The organism is Methylomonas sp. (genome assembly GCF_023228165.1).
Taxonomy (GTDB): domain Bacteria; phylum Pseudomonadota; class Gammaproteobacteria; order Methylococcales; family Methylomonadaceae; genus Methylomonas.
In genome coordinates this window covers 12,228-32,536 of record NZ_JALOBS010000027.1, presented here as the reverse complement: position 1 = coordinate 32,536, position 20,309 = coordinate 12,228, and the positions used below count along the sequence as shown (strand labels likewise).

The window sequence follows — 20,309 nt, the reverse complement described above, 5'->3', positions numbered from 1 at the left end:
AATTTACTCCGACATCCGGATTGCGACTCGGTCGTTGTCGATCCGAGCCGGGTAAGCGGGTACACTGATAGCGGCATCTTCAAAACAAATGCCGGTTTGCAGATTGAAATGCTGCTTGTACATAGGTGAAGCCAGCATGAGCTGGCCGCCCAAATCGCCCACCATGCCGCGCGAAAGCACATTGGCCTCGCTAAAGGGGTCGAAATTACCGATAGCGTACACGGCATTTAGTCTCGGCAGGTAAAAAATCGCTATCTGCCGACCCTCCACCAAAGCGCAGACGCCGGAATCCGGTTGCAGGTCGTCGATATGGCAGACATCTATCCATTTACTCATTATGCCGCCTCTTCGATCAGTTTAAAGTGTTTGCGTTCTTCGACATTGGCCGGGCGCACTTGGCCGCGTTCCTCCACGAATACCACGTTGTCGTCGGCTTGGTCGCTGTTGACAAAGTGGCGGAATCGTTTCAGTTTTTGTTCGTCCTGTAGGGTGGTTTTCCATTCGCATTGATAGGTGTCGATGACGTGTTGCATCTGTTGCTCCAATTCGTCGGCCAGTCCCAGTCGGTCTTCCAGAATCACCGCTTTCAGATAATCCAGACCGCCTTCCATGTTTTCCATCCACACCGATGTGCGTTGCAGGCGCGCCGCGGTGCGCACATAAAAAATCAGCACCCGGTCGATGTATTTAATCAAGGTTGCCTTGTCCAGATTGGTGGCAAACAAATCCGCGTGCCTTGGTTTCATGCCGCCGTTGCCGCAGACGTACAAATTCCAGCCGTTTTCGGTGGCAATCACGCCGATATCCTTGCCTTGCGCCTCGGCGCATTCGCGGGTACAGCCGGAAACGGCAAATTTGATTTTGTGCGGTGCACGTAAACCCTTATAGCGATTTTCCAGCTCAATAGCCAGGCCGACGCTGTCGTCGATACCGAACCGACACCAGGTACTGCCGACGCAGGATTTGACCGTACGCAACGATTTGCCGTAGGCATGGCCGGATTCGAAACCGGCCTCGATCAGCTCGTTCCAGATCAAGGGTAATTGCTCGACGCGGGCGCCGAATAAATCCACCCGTTGACCACCGGTGATTTTAGTGTATAGACCGTATTTTTTCGCTACTTGCCCCAGTGCAATCAAGCCGTCCGGGGTGATTTCGCCGCCGGTCACCCGTGGCACTACCGAATAGGTGCCGTCTTTTTGCATATTGGCCAAATAGGTGTCGTTGGTGTCCTGTAAACCGATGTGAGGTTTTTCCAGAATATAGTCGTTCCAATACGACGCCAGAATCGAGCCCACCGCCTGTTTACAGACTTCGCAGCCCAGGCCGCGGCCGTGCTTGTCCAGCAAGTCGTCGAAGGTCTTGATTTGTTCCACCATGATCAGGTTGTACAAATCCTGGCGAGTGTGCGGGAAATGCTCGCAAATATCGGTACTGACTTCCACGCCCAATTTGATCAGTTCGCAATCCAATACCGATTTCAACAAAGGCGCGCAACCACCGCAGCCGCTAGCGGCTTTGGTTGCGGATTTGAGTTGTCCGATTGTGGTGCAGCCGGCTTCGATGGCGCCGCAGATTTGGCCTTTGCTGACGTCATGGCAGGAACAAATTTGCGCCGAGGCGGGCAGGGCATCCGGCCCCAAGCCGACCGATTCGTCGGAGCGTTGCGGTAAAATCAGCGCATCCGGATTTTCCGGCAACTCGATGCCGTTTAAACAGTATTGCAACAAGGTGCTGTAGCCGGAGGCCTCGCCCACCAGTACCGCGCCCAGTAATTGTTTTTTGTCCTGGCTGACCACCAAACGTTTGTATATTTCTCTGGAGCCGTTTTGATAGGTGTAAACCATTGCGCCCTGGGTCCTGGCATGGGCGTCGCCGATACTGGCCACATCCACCCCCATTAACTTCAGCTTGGTACTCATGTCCGCGCCGGTAAAACTGGCTTCCGTACCGGATAAATCGGCGGCGACGGTTCTGGCCATGGTATAGCCGGGCGCGACCAAGCCGAAAATCTGGCCGTTCCACAAGGCGCATTCGCCTATGGCATAAATATGCGGGTCGGAGGTCTTGCATTGATTATCGATGACAATGCCGCCGCGCGGACCGATTTCCAGTCCGCAGGCTCGGGCAATATCGTCGCGTGGGCGGATGCCGGCGGAAAACAGAATCAAGTCGGTTTCCAGCACTTCGCCGTCGGCGAAATTCATTTTATGCAGGCACTGTTCGCCATCATCGATCAGGCTGGTGTTTTTATTCAGATGTACTTTGACACCCAGGGCCTGGATTTTGTGTCTCAACATCGCCCCTCCGCCGTCATCCAATTGCACGGCCATCAACCGGGGGGCGAATTCCACTACATGGGTTTCCAGACCTAAATCGGTTAAAGCCTTGGCGGCTTCCAGACCTAATAAGCCGCCGCCCACCACCGTGCCGATTTTGGAGTTTTCCGCGGCGGCTTTAATGGCTTCCAAATCTTCTATGGTCCGGTAGACCAGGCATTGGGCCCTTTCATGGCCGGGTACCGGCGGCACAAAAGGATAAGAGCCGGTCGCCAATACCAGTTTGTCGTAGCGGATGACCACGCCCTTGGCGGAGGTGACCTGTTTTTGTTGGCGATCAATAGTGGCGGCTTTGTCGCCCAGATGAATTTCGATACCGTGTTCGGCGAAAAAATCGGCGCTGACCAAGGATAAGTCTTCGGCGCTTTTCCCGGTAAAGTATTCCGACAAATGTACCCGGTCGTAAGCGGCTCTGGGTTCTTCACAAAAAGTGACAATATGGAAATGATCTTTGGCTGCGCTTTCGACCAGCTTGGTCAGAAAATGCTGGCCGACCATGCCGTTGCCTATAACAACCAGGGTTTGTTTCGTATTCATACCTGACCTCTTTATAAAACATTGATGTGTTTCTCCGCCTGAAAGACGGGGTCGCAAAATCTTTACCAGCTGGGTTAGGTCAAAATTTTGGGCAAAAAAAAAGGCGGCCTGAATTGAAATGAGGAACTCATTCAATCAGGACGCCTTTGTCCAACTAACAATGACAAGGTAAGCTCAGCGGGAGACTTAATTCTTCAAAAGCAATATGAATGCCAAAAATAAAATACTATTAAATTCAGTGGCTTGCCCGTTTTCGGTTTGTGGGGCGCCTAAAACATTGCACCAAAATAAGGCAATTTTGTGACTAAATGGCACCAGAATGGGGTTACCTACCCGCCAAACGAGCGAGATCGGCTGGTTTGGTTGGTTGGCACGTAAGCTGCATGCTGATTTGCATTGTGTTTATTCAGGAATCTTTATGCCTTTCGCCCCCTTTAAACTGGTGACCATGCAGAGAAAAAGCAAAATTCTGCACTTGAGTTGGATGGCGTTTTTCATCAGTTTTGTAGTCTGGTTTAATCACGCGCCTTTGATGATGCTGATTAAGCAGGATTTGGGAATCAGCGATGCCGAAGTCGAAATTATACTGCTGTTGAATGTGGCGTTGACGATCCCGGCCCGGGTGATTATCGGGCTGGTCGTGGACCGGTTTGGGGCCAGGATCAGTTACAGTGTTCTGCTGGCGGTTTGTAGCCTGCCTTGTTTTATGTTTGCGCTGGCCGAGGATTTTGCCCAATTGGCATGGTCGCGCTTTTTGCTTGGGTTTATTGGGGCGGGTTTTGTGGTCGGCGTGCGTATCATCGGCGATTGGTTTCCTTCCAGTCAGATGGGGATAGCGGAAGGTATATATGCCGGTTGGGGCAATTTCGGTTCGGCGGCGGCGGCGATATTACTGCCGGGACTGGCCTTATATTTCGGCCCCGAAAATGGCTGGCGCTACGCGATCGCCTTCACCGGCATCCTGGCTTTGGGGTTCGCCTGGGTCTATTACCGAAATGTAGAGAATTTCCCACCTGAACTTGCGGGCTTGAAAACCAAGCGGGCCAGCAGTATGGAAGTCACGAGTATCAACGATTTATTTCTATATATATTGAGCCTGTTGCCGCTGTACGGTTCACTATCGTTATTGGTATGGAAATTAGCCGGTCCGGACGAGCCCATCCTGGCCGGCGGCTGGCCGCTGCTGCTGCATATTTGCATCTGGCTGGTGTTTTTGTGGCATGCCCGGCAGCTGGTCAATACCAACGCCGAACGTTTGAGCCAGCCGATTTCGAGTATTCATCATTACCGTTACCGGCAAGTGGTCATTTTAGCCATTGCCTATTTGATTACCTTCGGTTCCAAATTGGCGGTGTTGTCCATGTTGCCAATGTTTTTCTTTAAAACCTTTAGCGTCAGCCAAAATATCTCCATGCTGGATGCCGGCTTGTTAGCCTCGAGTTTTGTGATGACCAATATTTTCGCTCGCCCGGCCGGCGGCTGGTTGAGCGATAAAATCGGCCGCAAATTAGCTATTTTACTGTTCACCGGCGGATTGGCGGGCGGGTACTTGTTAATGGCGCTGATATCCGCGCAATGGTCGATAGGTTTGGCGGTGCTGGTGACCTTGGTTTGCGCCTTGTTTATGCAAGCCGCCGAAGGGGCCATCTTCGCCTTTGTGCCGTTGGTCAGGCGCGCCATAATCGGGGAGGTAGCCGGTATTGTCGGGGCGTACGGTAATGCCGGTGCCATCATTTTTCTGATTCTGTTGACCTTTCTCACTTATACCGGCTTTTTTTTACTGTTGGGAGGATGTTGTGTACTGTTATTGGGGTTGATAGCCTATCTGGAAGAGCCGAAAAATTTTATTACCCAAATCTTGCCTGACGGCTCTGTGATTAAAATCGAACTGGAATAGCCATGACCCCACTCAAAGTCCTGGTAGTCGATGAATTCGATTCCGACCTGGTTTTGGAGCAAAGCCTGAGCCAACATGGCTACCAAGTGGCCACTTTAAAGTTGCAGAACTTAAACCTGTTGGAGGTGGTAAAAAGCTTACAGCCGGATGCAGTGGTGTTGAATTTATACGCGCCCAGCGAAAAGATCTTGGAGATGATTTTAACCATCAATCACGAGCACTCGGTGCCGGTGATTGTGTTTGCCGAGGATCAGCAGACAGAGACCATCAATAAAGTTATCAAAGCCGGTGTCAGCGCTTATATCGTCGACGGTTTGGAACCCCGCCGCGTCAAAGCCATCATCGATGTGGCCATCGCCCGTTTCAAGGCCCAAAAAGCCTTAAAAGACGAGCTGCAAAAAACCAAGAACCAGCTCGAAGAGCGCAAGCTGGTAGATCGGGCCAAAGCGATATTAATCAAGTCTAAAAACTACAACGAAGATCAGGCCTACCATGCCTTGCGCAAACTGGCGATGGATAGAAAGGTTTCGCTGGGCGAGATGGCAAAAAATGTGATTACCATGGCGGAGCTGTTTAAGTGATTTCAGCCGTTGTCCTAAGAGTTCGGGCAGTTGCCGAAATTGCGGCTGCCTGCCCTTCGAAAATCCAGCCTTCTACGATATTCTTCGGCTCTAATGCTTAAGGCATCAGTCTTTGCCGTTGATATCCGCATAGATAGTTTCCACCAGTCTTTTAAACCAAACCGGTCGAAAAATAGCCATATATAAACAGATACTGCTGGTTATCGGGATGGGGTCGATGCTTATTTTTCTCAAAATAAACAATACAACGGCGCATTGGGTTCGACTTAGGGTGGATGGATTCATGGGGGATTTCCGCTGGTTGTTCTAATAGGGAGATGGATAAAGGCATTAATGGTCGGGTTGTTTCTGGTTTACGGCCTTAAGATCCACTATCCGGGTTAACTGCGACAACTCGCCCGATGATCTCCGATTCAGCTTCAGTCTCATACGATCATCAGGCGATGAGGCGTCGCACCACCGATGTGCAAAAAATCCGTGTTCTGTTTCATTTGTGTGCGCAGATGATGGGTTGCGATACAAATTCAGCGTCGGATAATTGAAATCTTGAATGGCGGTTCTGTTTTAACAATCTGATTTTTATAGAGTTATTTATTATTTCTTAGAATAAATAGCAGCTTGGCATTGCTATTGCTGTTGTGTAAGCAATGCTCCAATGTAGGAGTTGCATTTTCAGCTCGAAGTAGAGCAAACCGGACAAAGGCGTCTGTCGTGTATGGGGTTTACCCGTATCACGGCGACGCCTTTTTTATTTTCCGTCGTTTTTGTATAGGACTCGTTATGAAGACCGCTCCAAGATCTACCTCTAAGAAATTATTGCTGGCCCTATCGGCGTGCCTGGTTGTTTCAGGACTGGGAGTTGCCCCCGGATTGCATGCGGCAGGCAAGCTTGAAAAAGAAGATTTGAAATTCGGTTTTATCAAATTGACCGATATGGCACCGTTGGCGGTGGCCGCGGAAAAAGGGTTTTTTGAAGAGGAAGGGTTGTTCGTGCAATTGGAAGCGCAGGCCAACTGGAAAGTCCTGTTGGACAGAGTAATCAACGGCGAGTTGGATGGCGCGCATATGCTGGCTGGTCAACCTTTAGGAGCGGCGATCGGTTTTGGCACCAAAGCCGACATTATCACCGCCTTTAGTATGGACTTAAACGGCAACGCCATCACAGTATCCAACGACATCTGGAAGCAAATGAAAGCGCATGTGCCGATGGAAGACGGTAAGCCGGTGCATCCGATTAAAGCCGATTCGCTTAAACCGGTGGTCGAGCAATATAAGAAGGCAGGTAAGCCATTCAACATGGGCATGGTGTTTCCGGTGTCCACTCATAACTATGAATTGCGCTATTGGCTGGCTGCCGGCGGTATCAAACCCGGCTATTACGCACCGCCGCAAGATATCGGCGGGCAAATCAATGCCGACGCACTTTTATCGGTAACGCCGCCGCCGCAAATGCCGGCGACCCTCGAGGCGGGCACCATTTACGGATATTGCGTCGGTGAGCCGTGGAATCAGCAGGCCGTATTCAAAGGCATAGGTGTGCCGGTGGTGACTGATTATGAAATCTGGAAAGACAATCCGGAAAAAGTGTTCGGTGTCAGTCAAGCCTGGGCCGACAAAAATCCCAATACCCATAAAGCGGTAGTCAAAGCCTTGATTCGCGCCGCGATGTGGCTGGATGCGGACAATAATAAGAACCGCAAGGAGGCCGTGGAAATGTTGGCGCAAAGCCAATATGTCGGTGCCGATGCCGAGGTGATTGGTAACAGTATGACCGGCACGTTCGAATACGAAAAAGGCGACACACGCCCCATGCCGGATTTCAACACCTTCTTCCGTAACAATGCCACTTACCCCTATTACAGCGACGCCATCTGGTATTTGACCCAAATGCGCCGTTGGGGCCAGATCAACGAATTCAAGCCCGACAATTGGTATCTGGAAACCGCCCAGAAAGTTTATCGGCCCGACATTTACACGGCTGCTGCCAAGGAATTGGTCGCCGAGGGCAAAGCCAAGGCCAGCGATTTTCCGGCTGCTGGCGAAACCGGTATCAAACCGCCGCAAGCCGGGTTTATCGACGGCATCGTTTACGACGCCAGCAAGCCGAATGATTACCTAAGCAAATTCGCCATCGGCTTAAAAGCCAAGCAAACCGTAGCCGGCGGCAAAGTGGTGGATTAATAGTCTCTAGTGAGTGCTCGGAAAGGGAAATCGTTTGATACAGGGATGTGTCCTTTTTATGGGTTTCGGCTAGTTGCCAAGTTTTATGGTTCCCATGCTCTGCGTGGGAACCCGGTAAAGGACGCTCCAGCGTCCCGAACTGCAAAGCGGTTCAAGATGCGTTCCCACCCGGAGCGTAGGAACGATAAAAGTCACCCCGGTGCTCGGCGCGGCATAAGGGGATAAATCTACCATGGGTTACGGATTTACTTCGATTAAAGGTAACGACGATGAGTAACAAGCTAATCAAATTTTTCAACATCACCGGTCTGACCTGGTTTGTGCCGGTGGTCAAAATTGCGGCCGGCGAAAATCCCGGCCAACAGCTGCGTCAATTGTGGCTGATTATGGGGGTGCCCATCATAGCCTTCGTGGTTTTTCTGGGGCTTTGGAGCGTGACAGCATCCCGTATTAACACCAGCTTGGGCGCTATTCCCGGGCCAGCGGCGGTCTGGCATGAAGTGGACGGCTTGGTGGATGAACATTTTGCCGAAAAAGTCAAAATGGTCGAGTTTTATAAACGCCAGGAGCTGCGTAATCAGGAAAAACTGGCCGAAGATCCTCACGCCGAAATCAAATTTCGACCCTATACCGGCAAAGCTACCTACCTGGACCAAATTATCACCAGCTTATACACGGTATTCGCTGGATTCTTGATCGCTACGCTTCTGGCCGTACCGCTGGGGATTTTGTGCGGCATGAGCCCGTTAATCAATACCGCCATCAACCCTTTGATTCAGATTTTCAAACCGGTATCACCGCTGGCCTGGTTGCCGATTGTGACTTTGGTGGTCAGCGCCGTGTATGTCACCAGCGACGATTCCTGGTTCGCCAAGTCGTTTATTACTTCGGCGGTAACGGTCACGCTGTGCTCGCTGTGGCCGACTCTGATCAATACCGCGGTCGGCGTCTCGTCAATCGACCGCGACTTGGTGAACGTCGGCAAAGTGTTGCGGCTGGATTGGTCGACCCAAATCAAACGCATCATTTTACCTTCCGCGCTGCCTTACATTTTTACCGGCATGCGGCTGTCGCTGGGAGTGGGCTGGATGGTATTGATCGCCGCCGAGATGCTGGCGCAAAACCCCGGCTTGGGCAAGTTCGTTTGGGACGAGTTCCAGAACGGCAGCTCCAATTCCCTGGGCCGCATCATGGTGGCGGTGTTCACTATCGGCATTATCGGCTTCATCCTCGATCGCATCATGCAATCGCTACAAACCTTGTTTTCATTCAGCAAAATCTGAGGCCAAATTTATGAGTGCAGCAGTCCAGGCAAAAATCATCGACCTTGCCGTTCACAAACAGGAAAACGCAACGATTAAACTGATTGAGAACCCGCAGCCAGACTTACTGGCGTTAAAAGGTGTTTGCAAAACTTACGGCGAAGGTAAAGATAAAACTTCGATTTTGCGTAACATCAATTTAACGATCAAAGCCGGTGAGTTTATTGCCATTGTTGGATTTTCCGGTAGCGGCAAAACCACCCTGGTATCCATGATTGCCGGTTTGCTGCAAGCCGATAGCGGCCTGTTGTTGAAAAACGGCCGGCCTATCAGCGAACCCGGCCCCGATCGTGGCGTGGTGTTTCAAAACTATTCCCTGATGCCGTGGCTAACCGTATACGAAAACGTGGCGCTGGCGGTGGATGCGATTTTCAAGGACTGGACGCCGGAACAACGCCGCGCCCACACCGAAAAATACGTGAAGATGGTCAATTTGGGTCGGGCCATGGATAAAAAGCCTGCCGAACTGTCCGGCGGCATGCGGCAAAGAGTCAATGTAGCCCGCGCCCTGGCCGCTAATCCCGACGTTCTGTTGCTGGACGAGCCGCTCAGTGCGCTCGATGCGCTGACCCGCGGCAACTTGCAGGACGAAATCCTGCAAATCTGGGAACAGGACAAAAAAACCGTGATTCTGATCACCAACGACGTCGACGAAGCCATCTATATGGCCGATCGGGTAATACCGCTGAATCCGGGGCCGGATGCCTGCTTCGGTCCCGATTTTTATGTCGATCTGGAGCGTCCGCGCGATCGTACCGCCTTAAATCATAACGAAGCGTTCAAGCGCCTGCGGGCCGATATCACCCGTTATTTGATGAACATCGGCATGCGGAAAGCCGAAGCAGAAGAGTGCGACAAAATCAAATTACCCGCTGTGCGTCCCAATACCAGTAACGACTGGAAACTGGATACTACGGCTCTAAAGCCCAAGCCCAGCGATTTGGGCAAGCCTCGTTATCTGGAATTCACCCGATTATCGAAAATCTACCCTACCCCGGACGGCAATAGTACCGTCAAGGTGGTGGACGGTTTTGATATGAAGATGAAAAAGGGCGAGTTCATTTCCATCATCGGCCACTCCGGCTGCGGTAAATCCACCGTGCTGTCGATGACCGCCGGCCTGACCGATATCTCGGAAGGCGGCATTATTCTGGATAACCGCGAAATCGATAGTGCCGGCCCGGATCGCGGCGTGGTATTTCAGGCTCCCAGCCTGTTTCCGTGGCTGACTGCGTTCGAAAACGTCATGTTGGGGGTGGATAAGGTTTATCCGCACGCCTCCAAAACCGAACGCGAAGATATCGTCGAATACTATCTGACCCGCGTGGGTCTGACCGATGCCCTGTACAAAAAAGCGGCAGAGATGTCCAACGGCATGCGGCAACGAGTGGGCATTGCCCGCGCCTTTGCCTTGTCGCCTAAATTGCTGTTGCTGGATGAGCCCTTCGGCATGCTGGATTCGCTGACTCGCTGGGAATTGCAGGAAGTGCTGATGGAAGTCTGGGAACGCACCCACGTCACCGCCATTGTGGTCACCCACGATGTCGACGAGGCCATTTTACTGGCCGACCGGGTAGTGATGATGACCAACGGTCCTCACGCCAAAATCGGCAAAATTCAGGAAATCGACCTGCCCAGGCCGCGCAGTCGCAAAGCACTGTTAGAGCACCCTGATTACTACAAATACCGGGAAAGTCTGCTGACCTTCCTGTCGGAATGCGATCACCCCCATTAAATCTTTGTGAGTCAATCTATGTTAACCAAGCGATTTTTTTCATCCAGTCTAGGGGGCTTTATGCCGACGCAAACCAGCAAACCGTTATCTTCCCGCTTGGCGCCGGGAGCCTTGCTAACCATGTCCTTGGCGGGCACGCCGGCGCAGGCCGACTTCACCAAGGAAGTGGAAGATGCCTTGAATTTTTATCACTACGGTAATAACGGCGCCATCAAAATGGACTTGAACTATCGCTGGGAAAATGTCGATCAGGATAAAGGCGCGGGTAATCCGCAAACCGCTAATGCCAATACCGCCCGGTTGCGGCTGGGTTTGTTATCGCCGACTTTTTATGACTTGCAGGCCTACGCGGAATACGAGGGTAATTATGCCTTGCAGGAGGATTACAACAGTACCCGTAATCGCCGTACTCAGTATTCCACGGTGGTCGACCCTGACTTAAGCGAATTGAATCAATTCTGGCTGAGTTATAAAGGTATTCCCGATACTTTGGTTAAAGTCGGTCGCCAACGCATCAAGCTGGACGATGATCGTTTTATCGGTAACGTCGGCTGGCGGCAAATGGAACAAACCTACGATTCGATTCTGATTACCCACAAAAACCAGACGATTTTCGGCCTGACCGTCAATGCCGGTTATATCGATCATGTGCAAAGCGTCGCCTCTACTACCGATACCTTGAATGCACCGATTTTGAACCTGAACTACAAAGTGGGCGAGTGGGGGAATTTGGTCGGATACGGCTATTGGTTGGATTATCGGGAAAGCGCGAACTATGCTAAATCCACGCAGACTTACGGGTTGCGTTTCGACGGAAAATCGCCTCGATTTTTCGACAAGGTCAATGCCATATATACCGCGGAATGGAGCAATCAGTCCGATTATGGCGACAACCCCAACCGCTATCAGGTCGACCGGATCAATTTGATGGCTGGTGCCAGCGCTTATAACCTGACAGTCTCCGGTGCGATGGAGCAATTAAATGGTCTTGGCAGAGGGGTGGGCACTTCCACCAAAGCGTTCCAAACCCCGTTGGGTACCAATCACGCTTTCCAGGGCTGGGCGGATTTGTTCCTGGCCACGCCGGCCAACGGTATTCGCGATGTATTCGCAACTGCCAGCTACAAAATGATGAACGACAGTCTGATCATTACCGGCGTATTCCACGATTTCAAGGACGACACCGGCTCGGTGCAATACGGTACCGAATGGGATTTTTCCATCCTGAAAAAATTCGGTAAGCATTATTCCTTGTTGGCGAAATACGCCAATTTCAACGCCGATAACACCGCGTATACCGATACCCAGAAAATCTGGTTGCAGGCGAATGTCAGCTTTTGAGTTCTGGTTTTCCTGCTTTTGTAAAGAGGAATTTTATTGTGTCGCCTTCGTCGCCACTGGTTATAAGGCCGGCCCGAAAACCGACTACCAACTAAACCGTCGCGTTAGCGACATACTAAATCAACGAGTACCAACATGAACAAACAAAAACTTATCGTCATCGGCAACGGTATGGCCGGCATGCGCACCGTTGACGAATTACTTCAACTGGCGCCGAATCGATACGAAATTACCGTGTTCGGCGCCGAGCCGCACGGCAACTATAACCGTATCATGCTGACGCCGTTGTTGTTTGGGGCCAAAAGCGTAGACGACATCATGATTCACGACTTTGCCTGGTATCGGCGCAACCGGATAACCCTGTATTGCGGAACGGACAAGGCCGTCGTCGCTGTCGACCGGGCTAACCGGCGGGTAATAGCCAAGGACGGCACGAGCGCCGAATACGACAAGCTTGTGATTGCGACCGGTTCCTTACCGCTGATGTTGGACATTCCGGGGCGGGAAACGGAAGGCGTTATGGGGTTTCGGGATATCGCCGATGTGCAAACCATGATAGAAAAATCCCAAACCAAACAGCACGCGGTGGTGCTGGGCGGCGGCTTGCTGGGCCTGGAAGCCGCCAATGGTTTGATGCAGCGCGGCATGCAGGTTACGGTAGTGAATCGTGCCGGGCATTTATTGAACCGGCAGCTGGATAAACAGGCGGCCGGATTTCTGCAACGGCAACTGGAAGATAAAGGCATCGAGTTTCGGCTGGGTGTGACGATTAGCGAAATTATCAGTCAAGATGAGCACATCGGCAGTGTGCGGCTCAGCGATAACAGTTTGCTGCCGGCCGATATTTTGGTAATGGCCACCGGCATTCAACCCAACATCGCACTGGGGCAAGCCATGGGCTTGGCCTGCGAACGGGGCATTCTGGTGAATGACACGTTGCAAACCAGCGACGAAAATATTTATTCGGTGGGCGAATGCGTGGAGCATCGTGGGGAAATATTCGGCCTGGTGGCGCCGGTCTACGAACAGGCCAAGGTCTGCGCGCAACACTTGGCGGGTCGCGCGTCGGCCGCCTACCGGACTTTATTGTCGGCCACCATGTTGAAAGTGACCGGGATCGATTTGTTTTCGGTCGGCGATTTTGAAGGCGACTCCACTTGCCATCGGCAGGTGCTGATCGACCATGCCCAAGGCGTGTATCGCAAAATCGTCCTAAAAGACAACGTCATCGCCGGCATGATTATGTACGGCGATACCAGTGGCAGCGCCTGGTATTTGAATCTGGTCAAAAACCGGACTAATGTTGTCGCTATGCGCGACCGGCTGATTTTCAATCCGGTTGATTTAGCGGCATAAAGGAAAATGTCAGGCATAAATACACCCCTATCGCGGCGGAATCTTGTTTGGCGATAAGGTTCGAAAAAGCGCGCATAGCTGGGCGATGTCACTTTTTTGAGTTTAAGTAGATAGACAACAACACCAATCAGTTGGGTATATTTTGCTCGGGAAATCGCCTAAGGAAGAAACCATGAGTCCGTCCAGTATCAAAACTACTTGTCCCTATTGCGGTGTCGGTTGCGGCATTGAAGCCACGCTGGTCGACCCCGAAAAGCATATTGTCAGCATCAAGGGCGATGCGCAGCACCCGGCCAATTTCGGCCGCTTGTGTTCCAAGGGCGCCACGTTGGGTGATACCGTCAGCTTGGAGAACCGCTTACTTCAGCCGGAAATCAACGGCCGGACCACAGACTGGGAGAGCGCATTGGCCCATGTTGCCGAACGTTTTGCCGCCATCATCGCCGAACACGGTCCGGATGCGGTGGGGTTTTATGTTTCCGGGCAATTATTGACCGAAGATTACTATGTGGCCAACAAAATGATGAAAGGCTTCATCGGTTCGGCCAACATCGATACCAACTCCAGGCTCTGTATGTCGTCGGCGGTGGTAGGCTACAAACGCGCTTTCGGCGCCGATGCCGTGCCGTGTAGTTACGAAGACTTGGAGCAAGCCGAGCTGATCGTGCTGGTCGGTTCCAATGCCGCCTGGTGCCATCCTGTCGCCTTTCAACGCATCCGCCGCGCCAAGGAAAGCAACCCGGGCTTGAAGATTGTGGTCATCGACCCGCGCGCCACCAGCACCTGCGATATTGCCGATCTGCATCTGTCCATCAAGCCCGGCATGGACGCCTTGCTGTTTAATGGATTGTTGGCGTATCTGGCCGAGACGGGCTCGCTGGACAGGGATTTCATTGACCGGCACTGCCAGGATTTCGTGCCGGCCTTGGCCGCGGCCCAGGACAGCGCCGTGGTTTTCGACGAATTGGCGGCGGCTTGCGGCTTACCTGCGCATGATCTGGCCCAGTTATTTGCCTGGTTCGCCAAATTAAAAAAAGTAGTGACGGTTTATTCGCAGGGTATTAACCAATCCAGTTCCGGCTCGGACAAATGCAATGCCATCATTAACTGCCATCTGGCCAGCGGGAAGATCGGCAAGCCCGGCTGCGGGCCGTTTTCGCTGACCGGGCAGCCCAACGCCATGGGCGGGCGGGAAGTGGGCGGGCTGGCCAATACGCTGGCGGCGCACATGGATTTGGAAAATCCGCTACATGTGGATAGAGTCGGGCGGTTTTGGGGCAGTGATCGTGTCGCCAATCGACAGGGCCTTAAAGCCGTGGAATTATTCGATGCCATTGCTGACGGCCGGATCAAAGCGGTATGGATCATGGCCACTAATCCGGTGGTATCGATGCCCAACGCGGACAAGATCAAACGCACCCTGCAGCAATGCGAGCTGGTAGTGGTGTCGGACTGCATCGCCAATACCGATACCATGGCGTTTGCCCATGTAAAGCTGCCGGCCACCGGCTGGAGCGAAAAAGACGGCACGGTGACCAATCTGGAACGGCGTATTTCCAGGCAGCGGCCGCTATTCGCGCCCTCCGGCCAATCCCGGCCGGATTGGTGGATCGTTTGCCAGATTGCGCAGCGCATGGGTTTTACCGGCTTCGACTATCAAAGCAGTGCCGAAATTTTTAGAGAACATGCGGCCTTGTCCGGGTTTGAAAACGATAGCGAACATGGCATTAGGGATTTCGATATTTCCGCCTTTGCCGACATCAATCAACCCCAGTTCGACGCCTTGCCGCCCATCCAATGGCCGGTTACAGCCAAGGCCATGCACGGCACAGCACGGTTGTTTAGCGACGGCCGATTCTATACGGAACAGGGCAGGGCCTGTTTTATTCCAATCAGCCCAAGGGTGCCGTTTCATGCCACCGATGCCGACTATCCGTTTACCTTGAATACTGGTCGCCTGCGGGATCAATGGCATACCATGACCCGTACCGCGTTAGCCGCCAAATTGAACAGCCATAAGCCGGAACCGACGGTGGAGATTCATCCCGAGGATGCCTTGCGCACCGGCTTGAAGCATGCGGGTATGGCGCTGATTACCAGTCGCTGGGGCAGTATGTTGGCGCGGGTGGACATCACTGTCTCGCAGCAGTCCGGCAGTTTATTCGTGCCCATGCATTGGACCGAACAATTCAGTAGTCGGGGCAGGGTGGGTGCCTTAGTCAATCCGGTGGTCGATCCGTTGTCCGGGCAACCGGAAAGTAAACAAACGCCGGTACGGATCGAAGCCTGGCAACCGCGCTGGCAAGCCTTGCTGCTGTCGCGGCAAGCCTTACGGATTGGCGGTGTCGAATATCAAATCAAAGTCAAAGGCGATGGCTATTGGCGTTATCACTTGGCTGGGCAGACTGAAATCGACGAGTTGCGGAGCTGGAGTAAAACGCTGTTAGCGAATGAGTTACAGGAACCGTCCGAATCCCTGGAATTTAGCGATATCGAGATCGGCGACTACCGAATGGCCAGTATCGAAGCGGGGCGATTATCGGCCTGTGTGTTTGTCACCGCTCAAGGCGGGCTACCGGAACCGGGTTGGCTGTGCAGCCTGTTTGCCAAGCCGGAATTAACCCGCAGGGAACGCCTGAGCCTGCTCGGCGGCCTGCCGCCGCAAGGCGAGCAGGATGTAGGGCGTACCGTCTGCTCTTGTTTTAACGTCGGCGAAAAAACCATTTTACAGGCCATAGCCAAACATAAACTGGACAACGTGGCCGGTATAGGCGAATGCCTGAGTGCCGGTACCGGCTGCGGATCTTGTTTGCCGGAGTTGAAAACGTTGTTAGCCGATGCGGGTAAGGTTGCGGTTATTGGACATTAAGTTCTAATCGGCTCTGAAGTCCGGTAGCTGATCGGACTTCGGGATTTAATAATCTTTGTGAAACAGGGCATTTGGTCAGTCAGGTAGGTCATGTTGCCGCGACAGCAGTTAGTTGACATTCGAAGCTAAAAGCGCAAATTAACCAAAGAACGCTATCCTGCACCCTGACCTACCAGCTAAATGCAAACCAATTAAAGCTTTTTAGGGTCGGGTCTTTCATTTTGCTGGCATCAAATTGAAAGCCGCAACGGATGTTGGGTCTTTTGCTTGATTGCATGACTTGATCCATTTGCGGCATTTTTTTACTTCTTCTCTTGATTCATGCCTTGGTTTTGGTTATGAAAGCATGGATTAGGTGGTCATTTGACGGCTGGAGGTTTCCATACCCAAGGTGATTTTAAGGTACTAATATCCCATTCCACTTGCCGGCGAGATTGTTATAAGCCTTTTAGAAATCTTCTGTATTGAGGTGATTTTTAGAGCGATCCCGTCGGCAACAGCGTCCCTGCTGTTGAACAAACCGGAATACTTTAATAGGGTTAAAGACGTTGTGTTTGAATTATGCTATTGGTTTTAATTTGTCTGAAACCAATGCTGCCGGCGATCCTGTTTTAGAGCCTGCCGGTGCGTAACTTGCTGAAACTCATTGCACCCAAACCAAGCAAATACAGGACGAATGTTGGCGGTAACGGTACCTGGCTTACATTGGCATGCCCAGAGAGGGTGAGGGCTGTGTTTGCCGTGTCTGTCGATGTAGCCCTAAGTGAACGGCTGGATAGCGATTGGCCGTTATCGGATAAGCCGACAATAATAGTCCAAATGTCGCCGGGATTGATCTGCGCTAAATTCCACTGTAAAGCAAAATCGACATCGCAGGTGCCGCCACAAGTATCGCTACCGTTTAAGCCATTATTTGCACCGATAGTATTCGGCAAGTCGTCATTGAAATCGGCGATTTGAAATTGGTCCGGATCGCCGGCTAAAGCAGCACCCCATGGCGCCGGAACAGTTTCGCCAACATCTGAAAAACTTCCCGAACCATCAACTTGCGCATCTAAAATAAATCTTAGATCGGTAAAAGCATCCGAGCCGGTATTCCCGATCCGGTAGGTAATCGTGGCCATGGAACTGCCAAGATTGTTGAGGGCGTAACTATAGGTCAAATCAGTGGTAGTTGCGGTGGTAGTGGGGCTCTCGGTAACCGTCAGTTCGCCCGTATACAAAAATGGCGTGATATAAGCCAAGCCGGTACTGCCATAACTGAGTTCATCAAAAGCGCCATTTAAAAATATATCGCCGCCAGGTAGACTCACCGACGCTTGAGCCGAACCCAAGCCTACGCTGCCGATTATTAGTAGGGCTTTTATTGGTAAAAGATTAAACGGATTTTTATATTTCATTATGTCCTCTCCACAAAATTGATTTGGAAAAATCTATTTGGAATACTCAGATGTAAGAATAAAGTCTTTAGTGAGCCGAATAATTTAATTATCATCGTCGTCGGGGGCATTTTCAGTAGGAAAATCGACAAGCGCAAATGTTTCGGCAAAGCCCGCAGTATCCGGACCTGAGCGATTTTGCTCATCTTCGCTGGGATCTCTAGGCGTCACTGAAACAAATACTTGTACCGCCGGTAGTAATAACCCAGCCAAATGCTTATCGTCATTGGTGGATGCGCTAAGTTTGGGGTCTAAACTGCTAATGACGGGTACCACTGAAATTTTGCCAATTTTAGTTAGATTTTTTTGCAGCATCGATTCGGCGATTTCCTTAATTAAATCATCTCTTGACTTTGCGTTTTTGGGATCTACCATGGCCGATTTTTCCAGATTGCTCCAATTTTGAACGTTGGCCTGTAATACGCCTAAATCATTTAATACCACTATTGCCCTGCCTGGAGCGGGTAGATACGGAAGTTCTCGACCGCTCGCCGGGTCTTTGATATTGGCCATGAGGCCTCGCGGAATGTTAACAACTTTGGCCATGCCGACAACGTTCTTTTCGCCTTTAGGTCCTATTTGACCAACTGCTAATGTTCTGACGGGCAAGCGGCGAACAGCATTTGTCGGCGCTACTGGAATTTCTTCCATCGGGACGCCCATAACGTCATTTAAGAAGGTAATCGCTTTATTGTAGGCCTCGTCGTCGGACAGTTTGACGGGAGGTATATTCGCCGGATCAATGCTGCCGTCAGCATCTCGACGTAAATATTTTACGCTGCCAAGATCAAGACTTTTACTCCAGCTAAATTCTAAATAGGCACCCCCGCCGGCTTTATCGCCGCTTGATGCAGTGCAAAGATCGTGCGAAATATCACCGCTTTCAGTAAGTTTACGCGAACAATCCGGGTCGAATTTGGGTAAGCGTCGCCCGAAAACTTTAGAAATCGAACTTTTTATGTTTAAACCGTCACTGATGGGTTTACCTAACCTTGCGCCCATCATGTCGATGACTAGTTTGGAATTTTCGTTACCAATGATGGATGGGGTCGCTTTTTCCAGCTGTGCAACGATTTCTTCGATAGATAAGGGTGCTGTTTGGGCGTATGTCTGATTGAAGCTCAAGACAAAAATCAAGAATATCAATCGTTTAAGTATTTTTTGTGTGCTCTGAAACATAACTGCCTCCGCTATGTTGATTTTAGATGGGTGTAATCAATATGTGTGAAAGCCGGTGCTAGGGGTTAAATCCTGTTTCGTTGACCGAATCACATCCCAAATATCCCATCCAATACCAATAATTATTACCGGTTGGATCTGAATAAACGTTGTTATAACGTTCGTATTGAATACCGTTCCAGGCTCGAGCATTGGTTTGGCCTTGCGAAACCGCTACCGGACAAATGTCCTGACAGGTTCCAAACCAGCCGAAGGGGTCGTACCAATCGCAGTCAACTGAATCAGGACGATAGTGATTGGTAACCCAGGAGTAGGCGATTCCAACCGAATGCGCATCGTGGGCAAAATCCGAATAGTCGCTGATATAACCGCTACCGATATACATGACGCCATGAAACCCCGTCCATAAATGAGCGTAACCACCGTCTACCGGGTCGGTTAAAGCTTCTCTTACTCCAAGATTGCCTGCTGGATTTAGGTTGTCGTCATCTGCGCTGTTGCAGGAGGATAAGTGTAAAAATTCCAGATCGACATCTCCCACATTCATGTCGATTGCGTTGCCGCCGGCGTCTAAGGCACAGTTATTGGCATAACTGTAGCGCATGGTTCCCTGCCAGTGGTCGCCACTGTCGGCGCCGTGAGTGGCTATCATGGCGGCGTCGGCTTCGTCTAAATAAAGATGATCTAGGCAACCGCCAATCGAGTCCGGATCGCAAAAGCGTTGAATGGTCATATTGCCGTCCGTGTATTGGCCGTCTTTGGTATGTCCGTGCACTGCCATATGGTCATACCACGCATCCACCATTGAGGGCCATGTTGTGCGATCGCTACCGCCACAGCCTCCGGAACTGGATGGGACAAAGTCACCGATTGCAAATGCTTTGACCTCCATGCCGTAAGCCGAATTCGCAAGCGTGAACGATAGTGTGGAAAGGATTGCAAGCCAGCGTATATGTGTAGGGCGTACTAGATTGAATGAAGTACTCATGTTTACCTCCCGTCGGGTTTAAGGAGTGACTTAATGTAGAGATGCTATGCAATTGTGTTGTTCTTGATTAAGCAAAGCAGATTTCCTGTTTGCCGATATGCATAACAATGCGGGCGTCATCACCCATAGCATTTAAGATGTGAGCGATGTCACGCACGCAATTAACAGTAGCAACCGTTTGCCTAATTGTCCAGTAGACAAGCTGTAATAAATAGTATAGGGCTGGCGTTTGTCTCGATGTTTTGACAAGGTTTGTTGGCTTTGCTTTCGCTCGAATATCAACCGCGGTCTTTTTAAGTGTCGGCAATAACATTATTGCCGCAGCCAACGGTGCTCAATCTATCGGCTATTATGTGCGTGACGGCGCTAGTGGCGCTTGCGCATTGCAGTAGGCCGATTGAAACGGCGCTACTGCAATAAGGCGCTAGCCGGGATGATGAGAGGGATTTCTTTTGGCGCCGTTAAAATTCTCGGGAGCAATGTGACACCGCTTGGGGGCGGGAGGTCCATTTCTTTCGTTTTGGTCGATAAACAACTGAACGCCA

At 51.3% G+C, this 20,309-nt stretch carries 15 protein-coding genes; 8 read left to right on the top strand and 7 right to left on the bottom strand.

Translation table 11 applies throughout. The annotated features are described in order from the left end of the window. Window positions 1–3 precede the first annotated feature (3 nt). Both nirD and nirB read right to left on the bottom strand, forming a co-directional pair. The gene (nirD, locus tag M0R33_RS18080; RefSeq protein ID WP_292572522.1) at window positions 4–336 is read right to left on the bottom strand and encodes a nitrite reductase small subunit NirD; all 333 of its coding nucleotides are present in this window, start codon (window positions 334–336) and stop codon (window positions 4–6) included. Continuing rightward, window positions 336–2,876 carry a nitrite reductase large subunit NirB gene (gene nirB, locus M0R33_RS18075; RefSeq protein ID WP_292572518.1) on the bottom strand — a complete coding sequence of 847 codons (2,541 nt, stop codon included), beginning with the start codon at window positions 2,874–2,876 and terminating at the stop codon, window positions 336–338. The genes nirD and nirB overlap by 1 nt, the downstream gene beginning before the upstream one ends. Before the next feature lie 418 nt (window positions 2,877–3,294). Here nirB and M0R33_RS18070 point away from each other — a divergent pair, with 418 nt between their 5' ends. Continuing rightward, complete coding sequence (locus tag M0R33_RS18070; protein ID WP_292572515.1) at window positions 3,295–4,773, top strand: MFS transporter; 1,479 nt, start codon at window positions 3,295–3,297, stop codon at window positions 4,771–4,773. A 2-nt stretch (window positions 4,774–4,775) separates the two neighbouring features. After that, window positions 4,776–5,354, top strand: a complete 579-nt coding sequence (locus M0R33_RS18065) for an ANTAR domain-containing protein (protein WP_292572512.1) — start codon at window positions 4,776–4,778, stop codon at window positions 5,352–5,354. 105 nt (window positions 5,355–5,459) lie between these two features. Here the strand turns inward: M0R33_RS18065 and M0R33_RS18060 are convergent, their stop codons facing one another. Then, the gene (locus M0R33_RS18060; protein ID WP_292572508.1) at window positions 5,460–5,639 is read right to left on the bottom strand and encodes a hypothetical protein; all 180 of its coding nucleotides are present in this window, start codon (window positions 5,637–5,639) and stop codon (window positions 5,460–5,462) included. A 495-nt stretch (window positions 5,640–6,134) separates the two neighbouring features. Here M0R33_RS18060 and M0R33_RS18055 point away from each other — a divergent pair, with 495 nt between their 5' ends. The 6 genes from M0R33_RS18055 to M0R33_RS18030 all read left to right on the top strand — a co-directional run bounded on the left by M0R33_RS18055 (window position 6,135) and on the right by M0R33_RS18030 (window position 16,158). Next, window positions 6,135–7,535, top strand: coding sequence for a CmpA/NrtA family ABC transporter substrate-binding protein (locus tag M0R33_RS18055; RefSeq protein WP_292572505.1), 1,401 nt, complete (start codon window positions 6,135–6,137; stop codon window positions 7,533–7,535). Window positions 7,536–7,804: 269 nt separating this feature from the next. Further along, window positions 7,805–8,818, top strand: a complete 1,014-nt coding sequence (locus M0R33_RS18050) for an ABC transporter permease (protein ID WP_292572502.1) — start codon at window positions 7,805–7,807, stop codon at window positions 8,816–8,818. A 10-nt stretch (window positions 8,819–8,828) separates the two neighbouring features. Beyond that, window positions 8,829–10,592 (top strand): nitrate ABC transporter ATP-binding protein, encoded by a 1,764-nt coding sequence (locus M0R33_RS18045; protein ID WP_292572499.1) that lies wholly within the window; start codon window positions 8,829–8,831, stop codon window positions 10,590–10,592. Window positions 10,593–10,652: 60 nt separating this feature from the next. Continuing rightward, entirely contained in the window at window positions 10,653–11,933 is a 1,281-nt protein-coding gene (locus M0R33_RS18040; protein WP_292572496.1) for an alginate export family protein, read from the top strand. A 135-nt stretch (window positions 11,934–12,068) separates the two neighbouring features. Continuing rightward, window positions 12,069–13,289, top strand: a complete 1,221-nt coding sequence (locus M0R33_RS18035; protein ID WP_292572493.1) for an FAD-dependent oxidoreductase — start codon at window positions 12,069–12,071, stop codon at window positions 13,287–13,289. Between the two features lie 172 nt (window positions 13,290–13,461). Further along, window positions 13,462–16,158 carry a nitrate reductase gene (locus M0R33_RS18030; protein ID WP_292572490.1) on the top strand — a complete coding sequence of 899 codons (2,697 nt, stop codon included), beginning with the start codon at window positions 13,462–13,464 and terminating at the stop codon, window positions 16,156–16,158. A 611-nt stretch (window positions 16,159–16,769) separates the two neighbouring features. Here the strand turns inward: M0R33_RS18030 and M0R33_RS18025 are convergent. The 4 genes from M0R33_RS18025 to M0R33_RS18010 form a co-directional block, all read right to left on the bottom strand. Next, the gene (locus tag M0R33_RS18025) at window positions 16,770–17,558 is read right to left on the bottom strand and encodes a hypothetical protein (protein WP_292572488.1); all 789 of its coding nucleotides are present in this window, start codon (window positions 17,556–17,558) and stop codon (window positions 16,770–16,772) included. 84 nt (window positions 17,559–17,642) lie between these two features. Further along, window positions 17,643–18,776 (bottom strand): hypothetical protein, encoded by a 1,134-nt coding sequence (locus M0R33_RS18020; protein ID WP_292572485.1) that lies wholly within the window; start codon window positions 18,774–18,776, stop codon window positions 17,643–17,645. 58 nt (window positions 18,777–18,834) lie between these two features. Then, window positions 18,835–19,764, bottom strand: coding sequence for a DUF6345 domain-containing protein (locus M0R33_RS18015; RefSeq protein ID WP_292572483.1), 930 nt, complete (start codon window positions 19,762–19,764; stop codon window positions 18,835–18,837). A gap of 67 nt (window positions 19,765–19,831) precedes the next feature. Next, window positions 19,832–20,092 (bottom strand): hypothetical protein, encoded by a 261-nt coding sequence (locus tag M0R33_RS18010; RefSeq protein ID WP_292572480.1) that lies wholly within the window; start codon window positions 20,090–20,092, stop codon window positions 19,832–19,834. Window positions 20,093–20,309: the final 217 nt, after the last annotated feature.